The organism is Halorussus aquaticus (genome assembly GCF_024218795.1).
Classification (GTDB): Archaea; Halobacteriota; Halobacteria; order Halobacteriales; family Haladaptataceae; genus Halorussus; species Halorussus aquaticus.
The window spans coordinates 1,092,250-1,104,038 of the sequence record NZ_CP100400.1; the positions used below are offsets into that span (position 1 = coordinate 1,092,250).

The 11,789-nt window shown below is 65.9% G+C and carries 18 protein-coding genes and 1 pseudogene; 13 read left to right on the plus strand and 6 right to left on the minus strand.

The annotated features are described in order from the left end of the window. Positions 1-208 precede the first annotated feature (208 nt). The gene (locus tag NGM06_RS05665; RefSeq protein ID WP_254269343.1) at positions 209-1,150 is read right to left on the minus strand and encodes an ATP-grasp domain-containing protein; all 942 of its coding nucleotides are present in this window, start codon (positions 1,148-1,150) and stop codon (positions 209-211) included. 156 nt (positions 1,151-1,306) lie between these two features. Here NGM06_RS05665 and NGM06_RS05670 point away from each other — a divergent pair, with 156 nt between their 5' ends. The 7 genes and pseudogenes from NGM06_RS05670 (at position 1,307) to NGM06_RS05700 (ending at position 5,391) form a co-directional block, all read left to right on the plus strand. Further along, entirely contained in the window at positions 1,307-2,005 is a 699-nt protein-coding gene (locus NGM06_RS05670; protein ID WP_254269344.1) for a V-type ATP synthase subunit D, read from the plus strand. 132 nt (positions 2,006-2,137) lie between these two features. Then, entirely contained in the window at positions 2,138-2,533 is a 396-nt protein-coding gene (locus tag NGM06_RS05675) for a DUF6276 family protein (protein ID WP_254269345.1), read from the plus strand. Positions 2,534-2,604: 71 nt separating this feature from the next. Then, complete coding sequence (locus tag NGM06_RS05680) at positions 2,605-2,814, plus strand: DUF6684 family protein (RefSeq protein ID WP_254269346.1); 210 nt, start codon at positions 2,605-2,607, stop codon at positions 2,812-2,814. Positions 2,815-2,969: 155 nt separating this feature from the next. Next, on the plus strand, positions 2,970-3,149 hold the full coding sequence (locus NGM06_RS05685; protein ID WP_163523131.1) for a hypothetical protein: 180 nt from the start codon (positions 2,970-2,972) through the stop codon (positions 3,147-3,149). Positions 3,150-3,339: 190 nt separating this feature from the next. Continuing rightward, positions 3,340-3,819 carry a TRAM domain-containing protein gene (locus NGM06_RS05690; protein ID WP_254269347.1) on the plus strand — a complete coding sequence of 160 codons (480 nt, stop codon included), beginning with the start codon at positions 3,340-3,342 and terminating at the stop codon, positions 3,817-3,819. Positions 3,820-3,996: 177 nt separating this feature from the next. After that, a pseudogene (locus NGM06_RS05695) lies at positions 3,997-4,485 on the plus strand (Tfx family DNA-binding protein); the annotation flags it as partial. A 120-nt stretch (positions 4,486-4,605) separates the two neighbouring features. Further along, the gene (locus NGM06_RS05700) at positions 4,606-5,391 is read left to right on the plus strand and encodes an SDR family oxidoreductase (protein WP_254269349.1); all 786 of its coding nucleotides are present in this window, start codon (positions 4,606-4,608) and stop codon (positions 5,389-5,391) included. A gap of 1 nt (position 5,392) precedes the next feature. Here the strand turns inward: NGM06_RS05700 and NGM06_RS05705 are convergent, their stop codons facing one another. The 4 genes from NGM06_RS05705 to NGM06_RS05720 are packed head-to-tail and all read right to left on the minus strand — an operon-like array spanning position 5,393 to position 7,330. Next, positions 5,393-5,662, minus strand: a complete 270-nt coding sequence (locus NGM06_RS05705; RefSeq protein WP_254269350.1) for a hypothetical protein — start codon at positions 5,660-5,662, stop codon at positions 5,393-5,395. A 43-nt stretch (positions 5,663-5,705) separates the two neighbouring features. Then, entirely contained in the window at positions 5,706-6,740 is a 1,035-nt protein-coding gene (locus NGM06_RS05710; RefSeq protein ID WP_254269351.1) for a mannose-1-phosphate guanylyltransferase, read from the minus strand. 1 nt (position 6,741) lies between these two features. Next, a complete protein-coding gene (locus tag NGM06_RS05715) occupies positions 6,742-7,020 on the minus strand; it encodes a DUF7091 family protein (RefSeq protein ID WP_254269352.1) in 279 nt (92 codons plus the stop codon). 40 nt (positions 7,021-7,060) lie between these two features. Next, positions 7,061-7,330 (minus strand): DUF7322 domain-containing protein, encoded by a 270-nt coding sequence (locus NGM06_RS05720; protein WP_254269353.1) that lies wholly within the window; start codon positions 7,328-7,330, stop codon positions 7,061-7,063. 105 nt (positions 7,331-7,435) lie between these two features. On the opposite strand from NGM06_RS05720, the gene NGM06_RS05725 reads away from it, so the two are divergent. The 5 genes from NGM06_RS05725 (at position 7,436) to NGM06_RS05745 (ending at position 10,650) form a co-directional block, all read left to right on the plus strand. Continuing rightward, entirely contained in the window at positions 7,436-8,149 is a 714-nt protein-coding gene (locus NGM06_RS05725; RefSeq protein WP_254269354.1) for a LysE family translocator, read from the plus strand. Positions 8,150-8,305: 156 nt separating this feature from the next. Then, a complete protein-coding gene (locus tag NGM06_RS05730; protein ID WP_254269994.1) occupies positions 8,306-9,241 on the plus strand; it encodes a replication factor A in 936 nt (311 codons plus the stop codon). 1 nt (position 9,242) lies between these two features. Continuing rightward, positions 9,243-9,920 (plus strand): RPA family protein, encoded by a 678-nt coding sequence (locus NGM06_RS05735; protein WP_254269355.1) that lies wholly within the window; start codon positions 9,243-9,245, stop codon positions 9,918-9,920. Positions 9,921-10,106: 186 nt separating this feature from the next. Beyond that, on the plus strand, positions 10,107-10,367 hold the full coding sequence (locus tag NGM06_RS05740; RefSeq protein ID WP_254269356.1) for a DUF8118 domain-containing protein: 261 nt from the start codon (positions 10,107-10,109) through the stop codon (positions 10,365-10,367). Continuing rightward, on the plus strand, positions 10,360-10,650 hold the full coding sequence (locus NGM06_RS05745; RefSeq protein WP_254269357.1) for a hypothetical protein: 291 nt from the start codon (positions 10,360-10,362) through the stop codon (positions 10,648-10,650). The genes NGM06_RS05740 and NGM06_RS05745 overlap by 8 nt, the downstream gene beginning before the upstream one ends. 72 nt (positions 10,651-10,722) lie before the next feature. Here the strand turns inward: NGM06_RS05745 and NGM06_RS05750 are convergent, their stop codons facing one another. Further along, positions 10,723-11,127: a universal stress protein gene (locus NGM06_RS05750; protein ID WP_254269358.1), complete on the minus strand. Its 405-nt coding sequence runs from the start codon at positions 11,125-11,127 to the stop codon at positions 10,723-10,725. Between the two features lie 115 nt (positions 11,128-11,242). On the opposite strand from NGM06_RS05750, the gene NGM06_RS05755 reads away from it, so the two are divergent. Further along, positions 11,243-11,773, plus strand: coding sequence for a DoxX family protein (locus NGM06_RS05755; RefSeq protein WP_254269359.1), 531 nt, complete (start codon positions 11,243-11,245; stop codon positions 11,771-11,773). Positions 11,774-11,789 lie beyond the last annotated feature (16 nt).

Here is an 11,789-nt window from a genome sequence, read left to right on the forward strand (position 1 = left end):
TATTCGGTCAAAAAGAATTTATGTGTGGTAATATTATGCATAGACGGTTCTACTATGGACCACTACATCAACGACCTCAACGACGAAGACGAGCACCGAGAAAACATACAACACACCTGCGACGGCGCCTGTCCGACGTAAGTATCCGCACTATCCGTCGATAGTTTCGACGCAGTTTTTTACGGCGATCGTTCGGAGTCGCGAGCAGTTACGGTATCAGGAACTCCGCGACCGCCCCGGCGACGTCTTGGTCCGCTTGGCGGTCCGCGGCGCTGAACTTCGGTGCTTCGTTCAACTCGAGCAGTACGTGCGAGCCGTCCGGACGCTGGCGGACGTCCGCCGCCGTGTACGTCAGCCCTGCCGCTTCGGCCGCCCGAGTGACGGTGTCTACGACGTCGTTCGACAGCGTCGCGGCCTCCGTCTCGATGCTGTGGCCCTCCTTGATGTCGATTTTGAACGAGAAGTTGTCGGTGTCGCTCTCGTAGCGAATCGCTCCGACGACTTCGCCGTCCACGACGTAGACGCGGACGTCCTCGCCCTCGACGTACTCCTGAAACTGAACGGGCGCGGTGGCGAGTTTGTCGAGGCGCTCCTCCGTGAGGTCGTCGTCGGTCATGACGTGGGGTGACCCGCCTCGGGTAACCGCCTTGAAGACCACGCGGTCGTGTGCCTCGGCGAACGACCGGACCTCGTCGGGGTCGTTCGTAAACACGGTGTCGGGGACGGGAAGGTCGGTGTTCTCGTACAGGTGCAACTGCCACGGTTTCCAGTCCTGCCAGTTCTGCTTTCGGACCTTCGGGACCACCTCGGCACCGTGCCGTTGCAGTGTCAGACAGAGACTCTCGAACAGCCCGCGATACTCCCGTATCTGGTTGAGCGCCGCGGCGAAGTCCTCGTCCAATCGGTCGTTGAACCGTGGCTCTGCCGGCCGAAAGAGTCGGTGGCAGTTGACGTACATGCCCGTCACGTCCTCGTAGTCGAGGGTCGTCCCGAAGACGGCGTCGTCCGTTCCCGGCGCGACGGTGATGGGCGAGTCGCCCGGCCACTCCAGCACGTCGCATCTGACGGCCTCGTGCCCTCGCTCCTCGATGGCGTCGGCCAACAGCGTCATCTCCGCTTGTTCACTGGATTCGACCAACAGAACTGCCATTAAACAGTATAGGGGCGAATTGAATTAAAGCATTTCTGTCCGATACTCATCATCTGTACTACCTCTCGTAAACGATGTCTCTCCGGATTCTATCGTCCGCTGTGGTAATGCCGACTGTAAAAGGTTAACCCCTTCGAGCCACAAACTCCCCCTAAGATGGCCAAGGACGTCAAGCCCACTCGGAAGAATTTGATGCAGATAGAGGACCGCATCGAACTCTCCGAGCGGGGCCACGACACGCTGGAGAAGAAGCGTGACGGTCTCATCATGGAGTTCATGGACATTCTCGATCAGGCGCAGGACGTGCGCTCGGGTCTCGAGGAGAACTACGAACTCGCCCAGCAGAAGATCAACATGGCACGTGCGATGGAGGGCGACGTGGCGGTCCGCGGGGCGGCGGCCGCACTCCAAGAGCACCCCGAAATCACCACCGAGTCGAAGAACATCATGGGCGTCGTCGTGCCCCAGATCGAGTCCAGCAAGGTTCGCAAGGGTCTCGACGAGCGCGGGTACGGCGTTCTCGGGACCAGCGCTCGCATCGACGAGGCCGCCGAGGCCTACGAGGAACTGCTGGAGAGCATCATCCTCGCGGCCGAAGTCGAGACGGCGATGAAGAAGATGCTGACCGAAATCGAGACCACCAAGCGCCGCGTGAACGCGCTGGAGTTCAAGTTGCTGCCCGAACTCAAGGACAATCAGGAGTACATCGAGCAGAAACTCGAAGAGCAGGAGCGCGAGGAGATATTCCGCCTCAAGAAGATCAAGGCCAAGAAGGAAGAAGAGGAGAAGGAGGAACGCGCCGCGGCCGCCGCCGAGGCCGCCGCCGAAGAGGAAGTCGTCACCGCAGACGACTGACGACGACAGCCTCTCTCACTCGCTCGCCTATCCCGCTCGCTCGTTTCGTTCGTTCACGAGACAGTCACTGCGTACCGGCGGCGACTTCGTCGCGTCACGGACGTTTTTCACGGCCCGCGAACATTCTACGGTATGACCTGTCCGGACTGCGGAAGCGAGCGAGTGACGTTCGGCGTCCCGAGAGACCTCCGGGAGTTCCTGCCAGAGGAGAGCGCGTCCGCGACGCTCTGCACTCACTGTCTGCGTCTCGACCCGACCGACGCCGCGCCGACGGACGACCCCGATTTCTCGGCCATCGGTGACGCGTTCCCCGGTGGCGACGCGGGGGTGGCGATGGCGCTCGCGGTCGGTCTCCTCGACTCGCTGGCGCTCTACCGGAGCGAGATTGCGGACCTACTGGAGCGCGTCGAGCGCGGGGGGACCGACCCTCTACTTGTGTTGGATCGGTTGGCCGCCGACCCCGAAATCGACCCGGCCTTCGACCTCGACCGGAGGCGGACGCAGGCCGAACAGTTGCTCTACGAGTGAGGGTACGGAGCCGAACCGCGGACGCAGGGCCAATGCCGTTATACGCCTCCGTGACCTCCCTAGGAGGCACAATGGCCGACTCCGTATTCGACCGCGAGACGTTGCTGGACATCTCGGTGAACATCATCCCGATGGTCATCATCGCGTTCTTCGTCTTCCTGTTCCTCCTCACGTCGCCGTACCCCCCGGACTTCCTCATTCAGGTGACCGCCCTCATGTTGCACGTCATCCCGTTCGTCGGACTCGCCCTGCTCACGTACGTCGCCGCCCACTACATCTGAACGAGCGTCCGACGAACCGCTCGGCCGACTGTCGATGGGTTCCACTGCCGTGGGACTCGTCGCGCGGAATCGCGCTCCACACCGATCCCGTCCGTTAGTTTCACTTTCACTCCGGGTGGCTCACCTTGATACTCTCCCCGTGATACGTCTCTGGTATGATACCCGAGTTCGCTCGCGCGGAACGCACGGCCGACGCCGACGATAGGACGATTCTCGACGTGTCGGGGGTCGAGACAGACCGCGTGAACGAGTACGTCGGCGAGTGGCTAGCCGACGTGGGCGACGTCTACCTCGAACGCAAGGGCGGCAAGACGTTCCTCGTGGCCGGGGAGTAGTCCCGTTTCTAGAGCAGTAGGCCCCGTTCCGGCGCAGTAGGTCCGCTCGTAGTACAGTTAGCCGCTTCAGCGGTCCAACCGCCGGAAGAGAATCGCTCGTCCGAGCTTTCGGTCGTTCCGCTCCCGAAGACGCTATACAAGGTTGGGTCGGTACGTAAAGGTTTAGGTAGACCGGCCAGTACCCACACCCATGCCGGACTGTCCACTCGCCGAAGAATGCCCGAGTTTTCAGGAACGTATCGAGGGAATGGGTTGCCAACACTACGGCGACCGCGGCGGGGCCGAGTGGTGTCAGCACTACAGCCAGCCGATTTCCGAACTCAAGACCGCGCCAGTCCAACCGGGCGAGGAAGTCGTCGTGGACGTAGAGGACATCCACGAGAGCGGCGCGGGCGTCGGCCGGACCGACGACGGGTTCATCGTCATGGTAGACGGCGTCTTGCCCGACGCTCGCGCGAAGGTGAAGATTACAAACGTCCACGGCAACCACGCACAGGGTGAGGAACTCGAACGCCTGCCGATGGGCGACGAGGACGAGGACGAAACGACCGACGCGGACGCCGAATCCGTCGAGGAGACCGACGAGACGGACGAGAGCGACGGCGACGACTCCGACGACGGGCCGTCGCGACCCCAGCTCGGGAGCCGCGACAACTTCTGGGGGAGCTAACGTCCGGTCGGTCGGTCAGTCACGGCGGGATGGACAGTCCCAACAGCGTTCTTCTCTGCGAGTATCGCGGTCACGTCGCAGTCTCGGCGTCGGTCGTCGCGGGTTTTTTCCTGACGAGCGCGTAGATAGAGGTATGACCGAACGCCGCGCCGAGAGTCGGCCCGCGACCCGAGGTGGTCGGCCGTGAGCGAGGAGTACGACGTGGACGAGATACTCGACCGCGCGGGGTTCGACGCCGAGACCAGCGTCCTAACCCGCCGACAGGCCGAGGTGCTGGCCCTGCGTGAGCGCGGGGTCGCGCAGGCGACCATCGCCGAGTCGCTGGGCACCTCCCGCGCCAACGTCTCCAGCGTCGAGGCCAGCGCCCGCGAGAACGTCCGAAAGGCGAGCGAGACGGTCGCCTTCGCCGAGGCGTTACAGGCTCCCGTCCGCGTGGTCGTGTCTGCGAGCACCGACCTCTACGACGTCCCGTCCCGGGTCTACGACGCCTGCGACGAGGCGGGCGTCAAGGTCAACCACGCCGCGCCGGAGCTGATGAAGCGCGTGAGCGACGAGGCCGGGGACGCCGTGGAGGGTCGAGAAGTGCACGAGGACTTGCTCATCGGCGTGACCACGGACGGGAGGGTGACGGTCCGAAAGTCGCGGGAAGTCGGACGAGAAGGGTAGTCCGGATACTCCTGCGCTTCAGTTCTCTTCCCGACGAGAGCGACCGCAGCGACGTGTTCGCCGTCCCGAACGAATGGCCGCCACCCCGAGACCTTTTAGCGCGGCCTCCGAACACCGGATATGGACCTCGGATTAGACGGTAACTCGGCACTGGTAACGGCGAGTTCGAGCGGTCTGGGTCGCGCCTCCGCGAAGGCACTCGCGGCCGAAGGCGCGAACGTCGCCATCTGCGCTCGCGGCGAGGAGCAGTTGGAGGACGCCAAAGCGGAGATCGACGCGGCGGGCGACGGCGACGTGGTAGCGGTCCAGACCGACATCACAGACCCCGACGAAATCGAAGCACTGGTCGACGCCACCGTCTCGGAGTTCGGCGGGTTGGACCACGTCGTCACGTCGGCGGGCGGCCCGCCCAGCGGTCCGTTCCTCGACACGACCGAGCGCGACTGGTACGAGGCCTACGACCTGCTGGTCATGAGCGCGGTCTGGTTGACCAAGGCCGCCCATCCGCACCTCGCCGAGAGCGACGCTGGGACTATCGTCAACGTCACCTCGACCAGCGTCCGGGAGGCCATCGACGGACTGGTCCTCTCGAACGCGGTCCGGCGTGGCGTCATCGGTCTGATGAAGACGCAGGCCCGCGAGTTCGCGCCTGAAATTCGGGTCAACGCGGTCCTCCCCGGTGCCCACGAGACGCCCCGGATTCAGGAACTCGTCGAGGCCGCGGTCGAACGCGGCGAGTACGACACCTACGACGAGGGACTGGCCGCGTGGGCCGACGACATCCCGCTCGACCGCGTGGGCGACCCGCGCGAACTCGGCGACACCGTGGCCTTCCTCTCCAGCGAGCGCGCGAGTTTCGTCAACGGCGCGGCCGTCCCCGTGGACGGCGGCCGCCTCCGGAGTTGACTCAGGACTCGATTTTCTCGACTATCTCCTCGGCCTGTCGTTCGGCCTCTCCGTGGTCGGTCCCGGCCGGAATCAGAACGCTCTCGACCAGCCAGTCGTCCTCGTCGGTCAGTTTGCCGGTCCGGACCTCGGCCCCCTCGGCCACGTCGCCTGCCGCGTTCTCGGCCCAGTCGGGCGTCCGAATCGCGGCGAACTCGTCCGGGTCGCGGAACCGGACGTGGACGTACTCGTCGGTCTCCTCGACTATCTCACCGTCGGGTGCGTCTGGCATAACAGCGCGACTACCACGGACTCGCGTAAAGTTCGACCGGCCGTCAGAACAGGCCTCGCTCGCGCAGTTTCGCCACGACTTCGCGGACGCGCTGTGCGTCGTCTTTCGGCACGACCAGCACCCGGTCGTCGTACGCCGCGACGACCAACCCCTCGACGCCGACGGTGCTGACGTGCGTCTCCTCGTCGGCGGCGACAACGTTGTCCTCGGCGTCGAGGAGGAGGGCGTCGCCCAGAACCGCGTTCCCGTCGTCGTCGCGTTCGACCACGCGCTCGATGGCGTCCCACGCGCCCACGTCGTCCCACTCGAAGTCGGCGGGCACGACGTAGGCGTCGTCGGTGCGTTCCATCACGGCGTAGTCGATGCTGACCGCCTCTACCGCCCGGAACCCGCGCTCGGGGTCGCTCTCGTCCAGCGCCTCGACGAGCGGAGCGAGCGGCGAGTCGCGGGCCTCCCGTAGCAGACTCTCTGGCGTCCACGCGAACAGTCCGGCGTTCCAGTAGAAACCTTGCTCCACGAACCGGCGTGCGGTCTCGGCGTCGGGTTTCTCTCGGAACTGCTCGATTTCTGCCCACTCGGACTCCGTATCCGTCGGCTCGATGTAGCCGTATCCCGTCGCGGGCCGAGAGGGTTCGACGCCGAACGCGACCAGCCCCTCCGTTTCGACTGCACCCCGGAGTGCGGTCTCGGCGGCCGACTCGAACGCCCCGGCGACGAGGTGGTCGCTCGGCACGCAGAGCAGGACGCACTCGCCGACCTGCTCACGGATTCGGTGGGCGGCGTAGACCAGCGCCGGGCCGGTGTCCTTCGCCGCGGGTTCCACGAGCACGCCCGCCTCCGGCACGTCCCTTCGAACGCGCTCGGCGTGGTCCGCCCCGGTCGAGACGTACACCTCGTCCGCGAACCCGACCCGCGAGACGGTCTGCTGGAGGAGTGAGTCGTCACCGCTCACGCCGCCGAGCGAGAGGAACTGCTTGGGTCGGTCCGACCTACTGGCGGGGTAGAGGCGTGTCCCGGTGCCGCCTGCCATCACGAGTGCGACGACCGGCCGGTCGAGGGCGTCGGTGTTCCCGGCCATCTCACCACGTCTCGATGCGGCCGTCGCGCACGTCTCGGAGACACCCCTCGCAGTCGGGGTGGTCCGGGTCGAAGCAGGCGGGTCGGGCCTCGGAGTCCAACTCGACTGCCCGGCGCTCGGCGTACCGTCGGCAGACGATTCTAGCCCTCCCGTCGTCGTCCTGCGGAAGGTCCGCGAGCGTGGCTCGGCGGGCGTTGGCGTAAGCCTGCTTCGCGTCGGCGTACTGCCGCCCGGCGGACCGGATTTTGGCGCGGAGGAAGCTTTCGAGGCGGTCGTCCATTTGCGTGGCTGTTGGGGGTCAGGAAAGATAGGCTTGTTCGTCAGTCCGCGGTCCGGCGCTCGACCCGGCGATAGACAACTCCGGCGACCACCAATCCGACGAGTCCGCCGCCTATCAGCGCGCCGCCGACCAGTCGCTGGCCGCGGAACCCGAGGAGCATCGCTCCGAGCGCGACCGCGAAGACGGCCGCCTGAATCAGAACCGCCAGCAGGGCGAACGCTCTGAGCGTCTCCGCCGACCCCTCGCTGAGTCCCTTTCGGAGGTCGCGGTCGGCTTGCTCGTCCTCCGCGGACTCCGGACCGAAGAACATCGGTCACACCTAGCGGGGCGAGAGGGATAGTCGGTCCGGTCGCTTTCGCTCGGTCGCGGGAGACGGTAGCTTTACCGTTCGCACGGTCTATCTTCCGTCAGCCGAATGTTCCCGAGCATCGACCTCCACAGCTACCTCCTGTTCGTCACCGCGGCGATGGCGCTCGTCCTCACCCCGGGACCGGACACGGTCTTCGTCCTGACGCAGGGCGTCTCGACTGGCAGGCGCGGCGGTCTCGCCTCCGCACTCGGGGTCAGCACGGGCGTCCTCGTCCACACGACCGCGGCCACGCTCGGTCTCGCCGCGCTCCTGCGTGCGTCCGCGCTCGCCTACGCGGCGGTCAAGTACGCCGGGGCGGCCTACCTCCTCTACCTCGGCGCGAAGACGCTCCGGCGCGGCGACGAACTGGACTTCTCCGACGCTACTTCCGACGAGACGGCCAGCGCCGCCGGGACCACCAGCGCCGCCAGCGCCACCAACGACGCCAGCACCGCCTCCGGTCCCGACCTCAGAAGCGGATTCCTCCGCGGCGTGACCGTCAACGTCCTCAATCCGAAGGTCGCCCTGTTCTTCCTCGCCTTCCTCCCGCAGTTCGTCGGGTCGGCCGCGGGTTCCGGGGCCACCCCGACCGCCGACATGCTGGCGCTCGGCGGGACCTACGCCGTGCTGACCGCGCTCTATCTCGGCACGGTCGGCCTGCTCTCGGGGACCGTGCGGTCGGCGTTCCGCGCTCGGCCCAGACTCGCCGACGGTCTGCGCTGGGTCTCCGGGTCGGTTCTGGTGGCCCTCGGTGCGGCGCTGGCGCTCGACTCTCGATGAGGCGAGTGCGGTCCGCGCGCCCGGCGGCGAACGCGCGGGAGCGTCCGTGACGGCTTCAGTTTCACTTTCACTCCGGGGACACCGAGGTTTTTATACTATAGGGCACTAACCCGTCGCATGTCTCCCGAAGAAAACGACGCGGAGACGGATACAACCATGAGCGATGTGCGCCAGCACGCCGAAGAGGTACGCGAACAGTTCTCCGAACACTTGGACCTGACAGTCGAGGAGGTCGAGAAGCGCCTCGACAACCTCGTCAACGAGTACCGGGTCCCTCTCGAAGAGGCGCGACGCAGCGTCGTCAGCCACTACCTCGACGAGGCGGGACTCGAACGAGACGACATCCGTAGCGGCGGCGGTGGCTCCGAGAAGGTCAACGTCGAAGACGTGAACGAGGACGAGCAGTGGCTCAGCCTCACCGCCAAGGTCGTCGACCTCTGGGACCCTCGAAGCGACGCCGTCGGACAGGTCGGTCTGCTCGGCGACGAGACGGGCACCATCAAGTTCACCAAGTGGGCCGACTCCGACCTCCCCGAACTGGAGGAGGGGACGGTCTACCACCTCGGAAATCTCGTCTCCGACGAGTATCAGGGCGACTACTCGGTGAAACTCAACCGGACGACGACGGTCGAGGAGACCGACGAGGACATCGAAGTCGGCGACGACACCGCCGAAGTCGAAGGCGCGCTGGTGGACATCCAGAGCGGGTCGGGTCTCATCAAACGCTGTCCCGAGGAGGATTGCACGCGCGTCCTCCAGAACGGACGGTGTTCCGAACACGGCGAAGTCGAAGGCGAGTTCGACCTCCGAATCAAGGGCGTCATCGACGACGGCACCGAGGTTCACAAGGTCATCTTCGACAAGGAAGCCACCGAGAACCTGACGGGTATCGGTCTGCAGGAAGCACAGGACATGGCGATGGACGCGCTCGACACGACCGTCGTCGCCGAAGAGATGCGCGAGAAGACCCTCGGACTGTACTACCGCGTCGCCGGACCGACGATGGGCCGGTATCTCCTCGTGGACGAGATGGAGAAACTCGCCGGGCCGACGGACGCCGAGGACGTTCTCATCAAAGCGAGGTCGATGTGATATGAGCGAGACACCCACCCGAGAGGTCGCCCGCCGCGTGTTCGCTGGCGAGTTCAACGACGCGACCCACACGTTCAAGGAATCTGACGAAGAGCGCGCCCCGGTGTACGTCCTGTTGCCGACGGGAGTGCGGGCGAACCGCATCTTCGTCGTCGGCACGCTGACCGAGACCGAGGACGTGGGCGAGGACAGCGAGTACTGGCAGGGCCGGGTCGTGGACCCGAACGGCGACCCGTTCTTCGTCTACGCCGGGCAGTACCAGCCGGAGGCCGCGAGCATGCTTCGGGAACTCGAACCGCCCGCGTACGTCGCCATCACCGGCAAGCCGCGGACCTACGAGACCGACGACGGCAACACCAACGTCTCCGTGCGGCCCGAGTCCATCACGCTGGTCGATGCGGCCACTCGCGACCGATGGGTGGTCGAGACGGCCGAGCAGACGCTCGACCGAATCGAGAGCTTCGACGACGAGACCAACGAGTACGCTCGGATGGCCGAGACGCAGTACGACCTGCCGCTCGACCGCTACCACGAACTGGTCATCTCGGCGCTCGAAAGCCTCGAAGGCGAGTCGGACGGGGAGTCCGACGCGGACGACGCCGTGACCGACGACGAGGCTGACGACGCAGGCGGTGCCGACGACGCCGAGACCGAACCGGAAGCCGAGCCACAGGCGTAGGCGGCGAGACGACGAGGCGGCAGACGAATCGACACGCGACCGACCTTCGGGGGAGGGGAACCAGAGACAGGACTACCGTAATCACGCCAGCATCGCAGAACGAACAGCCCAGCGACCGCGCTTCGAAACGCGTCGGGTGGTACCAGCACCCGGACGCTGGGCGTGCCCCGTAGTTCGAGCAGCCCAATGTCCACGGATACGCCACGATTACAAGAAAGTACCGGGAGCGTCACCGGACCGCACGACGGGAGGAACAGCGACGGCGAACTCGACCACCGCTACTGGCGGTGCGAGCGGTGCGGTCTCGAAACGACCGACCCGCGACTCCGCGAGGGATGCTTCCGATGTGCCCCGGCGCCGGAGGTCGAAGCCCGAACCGGCGACGAAGCCGGGGGCGTGGGGGAGACCGACGGAGTCGGCGAGACCGAGGGAGGACCGGATGCCTGACGAGCGCGAGTCCCCGAGCGCCGGATGGCGCGAGGTGTACCACGAGATGGAGGCCAGCGCCGACGTCGAGGACGCCACCCACCCGTGTCCGGACTGCGGTCGGACGGCCGAGAACGTCGCCAGAGACGTGTACGACTGCGAGAAACACGGTCTCTTTCGAGCCGACGCGCGAGACGACGGGACCGAGCGGTCTCGCGCCGGGGAGTCCGACGGAGACGAGCGCGACAGAGCGGACGACGACGAGACGACCAACCGCGCGCGCTGGTCGGCCGAATCGGTGTGAGTACCCCGGCGGTCGGCCGCTACCGTCAGTCGTCGGTCCCGAGCAGGGTCGGGTAGCTTCGCGTCCGCCCGGCTATTCGCCCGCGCTCTCGGCCCCGACAACGAGGACCGGCCGGTCGCTCTCCAGAATCACCTGCTGGGTGACGCTCCCGAACAGTGCCTTGCCGGTCGGGGTACGCTTGCGCGGCGCGAGACAGAGCAGGTCTGCCCCGACGTCGTCGGCGGTTTCGAGGACGGCCCGGGCGGCGTCGCCGCTCGATTCGGCGTAGCCGACGTCGATGGCCTGGTCTTCGAGGCGTTCGGCGGCCCGCCGGACCGCGGCGACCTGCTGTACCGACGCTCCCTCGGGATTGTCGCCGTCGAAGTCGTGGAACAGCGTCACCGCCACGTCGCCGTTTCGGGGCAGATCGACGATGGTTTCGGCTTGTTCTCTCGCGCGCTCCTCGTCGGTGCCGATCGCGGCCAAGACCCGGTACATATCTCCGCCTTCTCCTTCGTCGCGGATAAGCCGGTCTCCGATTTTCAGGTTCTGAGACTCGTTTCCCGTTTTGAAGGTGTTTCCCGGTCAACTAGCACGTGTGAGGTGACGACCGATGTCCACTCGTGAACTCGAAGCGGAACTGTTCGGGCGCCACACCAACTTTCGGTACTCCGAGACGTGGGTCGGCTACGCGCTGTTCGGCCTCCGACTGGTGATGGGCTGGACGCTGTTCTACGCCGGAATCACGAAGGTGTTGGACCCGTCCTGGTCCGCGAAGGGGTTCCTGCTCCACGGGATTCCGGAGGCGAACCCCTTCGGCGGTCTCTGGACCGCGCTGGCCAACGACTGGTTGTGGCTCGTGGACCCGCTCAACCAGTGGGGGCTGACGCTGGTCGGTCTCGCGCTGCTCGCCGGGGCGTTCGTCCGGTGGAGCGCGTTCTGGGGCGCGGTGATGATGGCGTTCTACTGGGCGGCCAGCTTGCCGCTCTCTCACGCTCTCGTCGTGGACGACCACGTCGTCTACGCAATGCTCCTGTTCGGCCTCGGGGCGTTCGGCGCGGGCCGCATCTTCGGTCTCGACCAGTACCTCGAAGACACGGAGTTCGTGAAACGGAACGGATGGCTCAAGTACCTGCTGGGCTGACCCGCTGGCCGCGGCG

What these genes read in the sequence shown, in the direction of transcription:
- NGM06_RS05690 (WP_254269347.1), top strand. Translation starts at nt 3,340, where the DNA reads ATGCCGGACTGTCCACTCGCCGAAGAATGCCCGAGTTTTCAGGAACGT.
- NGM06_RS05710 (WP_254269351.1), bottom strand. Translation starts at nt 6,740, where the DNA reads ATGGCCGGGAACACCGACGCCCTCGACCGGCCGGTCGTCGCACTCGTG.
- NGM06_RS05685 (WP_163523131.1), top strand. Translation starts at nt 2,970, where the DNA reads ATGATACCCGAGTTCGCTCGCGCGGAACGCACGGCCGACGCCGACGAT.
- NGM06_RS05740 (WP_254269356.1), top strand. Translation starts at nt 10,107, where the DNA reads ATGTCCACGGATACGCCACGATTACAAGAAAGTACCGGGAGCGTCACC.
- NGM06_RS05735 (WP_254269355.1), top strand. Translation starts at nt 9,243, where the DNA reads ATGAGCGAGACACCCACCCGAGAGGTCGCCCGCCGCGTGTTCGCTGGC.
- NGM06_RS05750 (WP_254269358.1), bottom strand. Translation starts at nt 11,127, where the DNA reads ATGTACCGGGTCTTGGCCGCGATCGGCACCGACGAGGAGCGCGCGAGA.
- NGM06_RS05700 (WP_254269349.1), top strand. Translation starts at nt 4,606, where the DNA reads ATGGACCTCGGATTAGACGGTAACTCGGCACTGGTAACGGCGAGTTCG.
- NGM06_RS05665 (WP_254269343.1), bottom strand. Translation starts at nt 1,150, where the DNA reads ATGGCAGTTCTGTTGGTCGAATCCAGTGAACAAGCGGAGATGACGCTG.
- NGM06_RS05670 (WP_254269344.1), top strand. Translation starts at nt 1,307, where the DNA reads ATGGCCAAGGACGTCAAGCCCACTCGGAAGAATTTGATGCAGATAGAG.
- NGM06_RS05755 (WP_254269359.1), top strand. Translation starts at nt 11,243, where the DNA reads ATGTCCACTCGTGAACTCGAAGCGGAACTGTTCGGGCGCCACACCAAC.
- NGM06_RS05745 (WP_254269357.1), top strand. Translation starts at nt 10,360, where the DNA reads ATGCCTGACGAGCGCGAGTCCCCGAGCGCCGGATGGCGCGAGGTGTAC.
- NGM06_RS05725 (WP_254269354.1), top strand. Translation starts at nt 7,436, where the DNA reads ATGTTCCCGAGCATCGACCTCCACAGCTACCTCCTGTTCGTCACCGCG.
- NGM06_RS05705 (WP_254269350.1), bottom strand. Translation starts at nt 5,662, where the DNA reads ATGCCAGACGCACCCGACGGTGAGATAGTCGAGGAGACCGACGAGTAC.
- NGM06_RS05675 (WP_254269345.1), top strand. Translation starts at nt 2,138, where the DNA reads ATGACCTGTCCGGACTGCGGAAGCGAGCGAGTGACGTTCGGCGTCCCG.
- NGM06_RS05680 (WP_254269346.1), top strand. Translation starts at nt 2,605, where the DNA reads ATGGCCGACTCCGTATTCGACCGCGAGACGTTGCTGGACATCTCGGTG.
- NGM06_RS05730 (WP_254269994.1), top strand. Translation starts at nt 8,306, where the DNA reads ATGAGCGATGTGCGCCAGCACGCCGAAGAGGTACGCGAACAGTTCTCC.
- NGM06_RS05720 (WP_254269353.1), bottom strand. Translation starts at nt 7,330, where the DNA reads ATGTTCTTCGGTCCGGAGTCCGCGGAGGACGAGCAAGCCGACCGCGAC.
- NGM06_RS05715 (WP_254269352.1), bottom strand. Translation starts at nt 7,020, where the DNA reads ATGGACGACCGCCTCGAAAGCTTCCTCCGCGCCAAAATCCGGTCCGCC.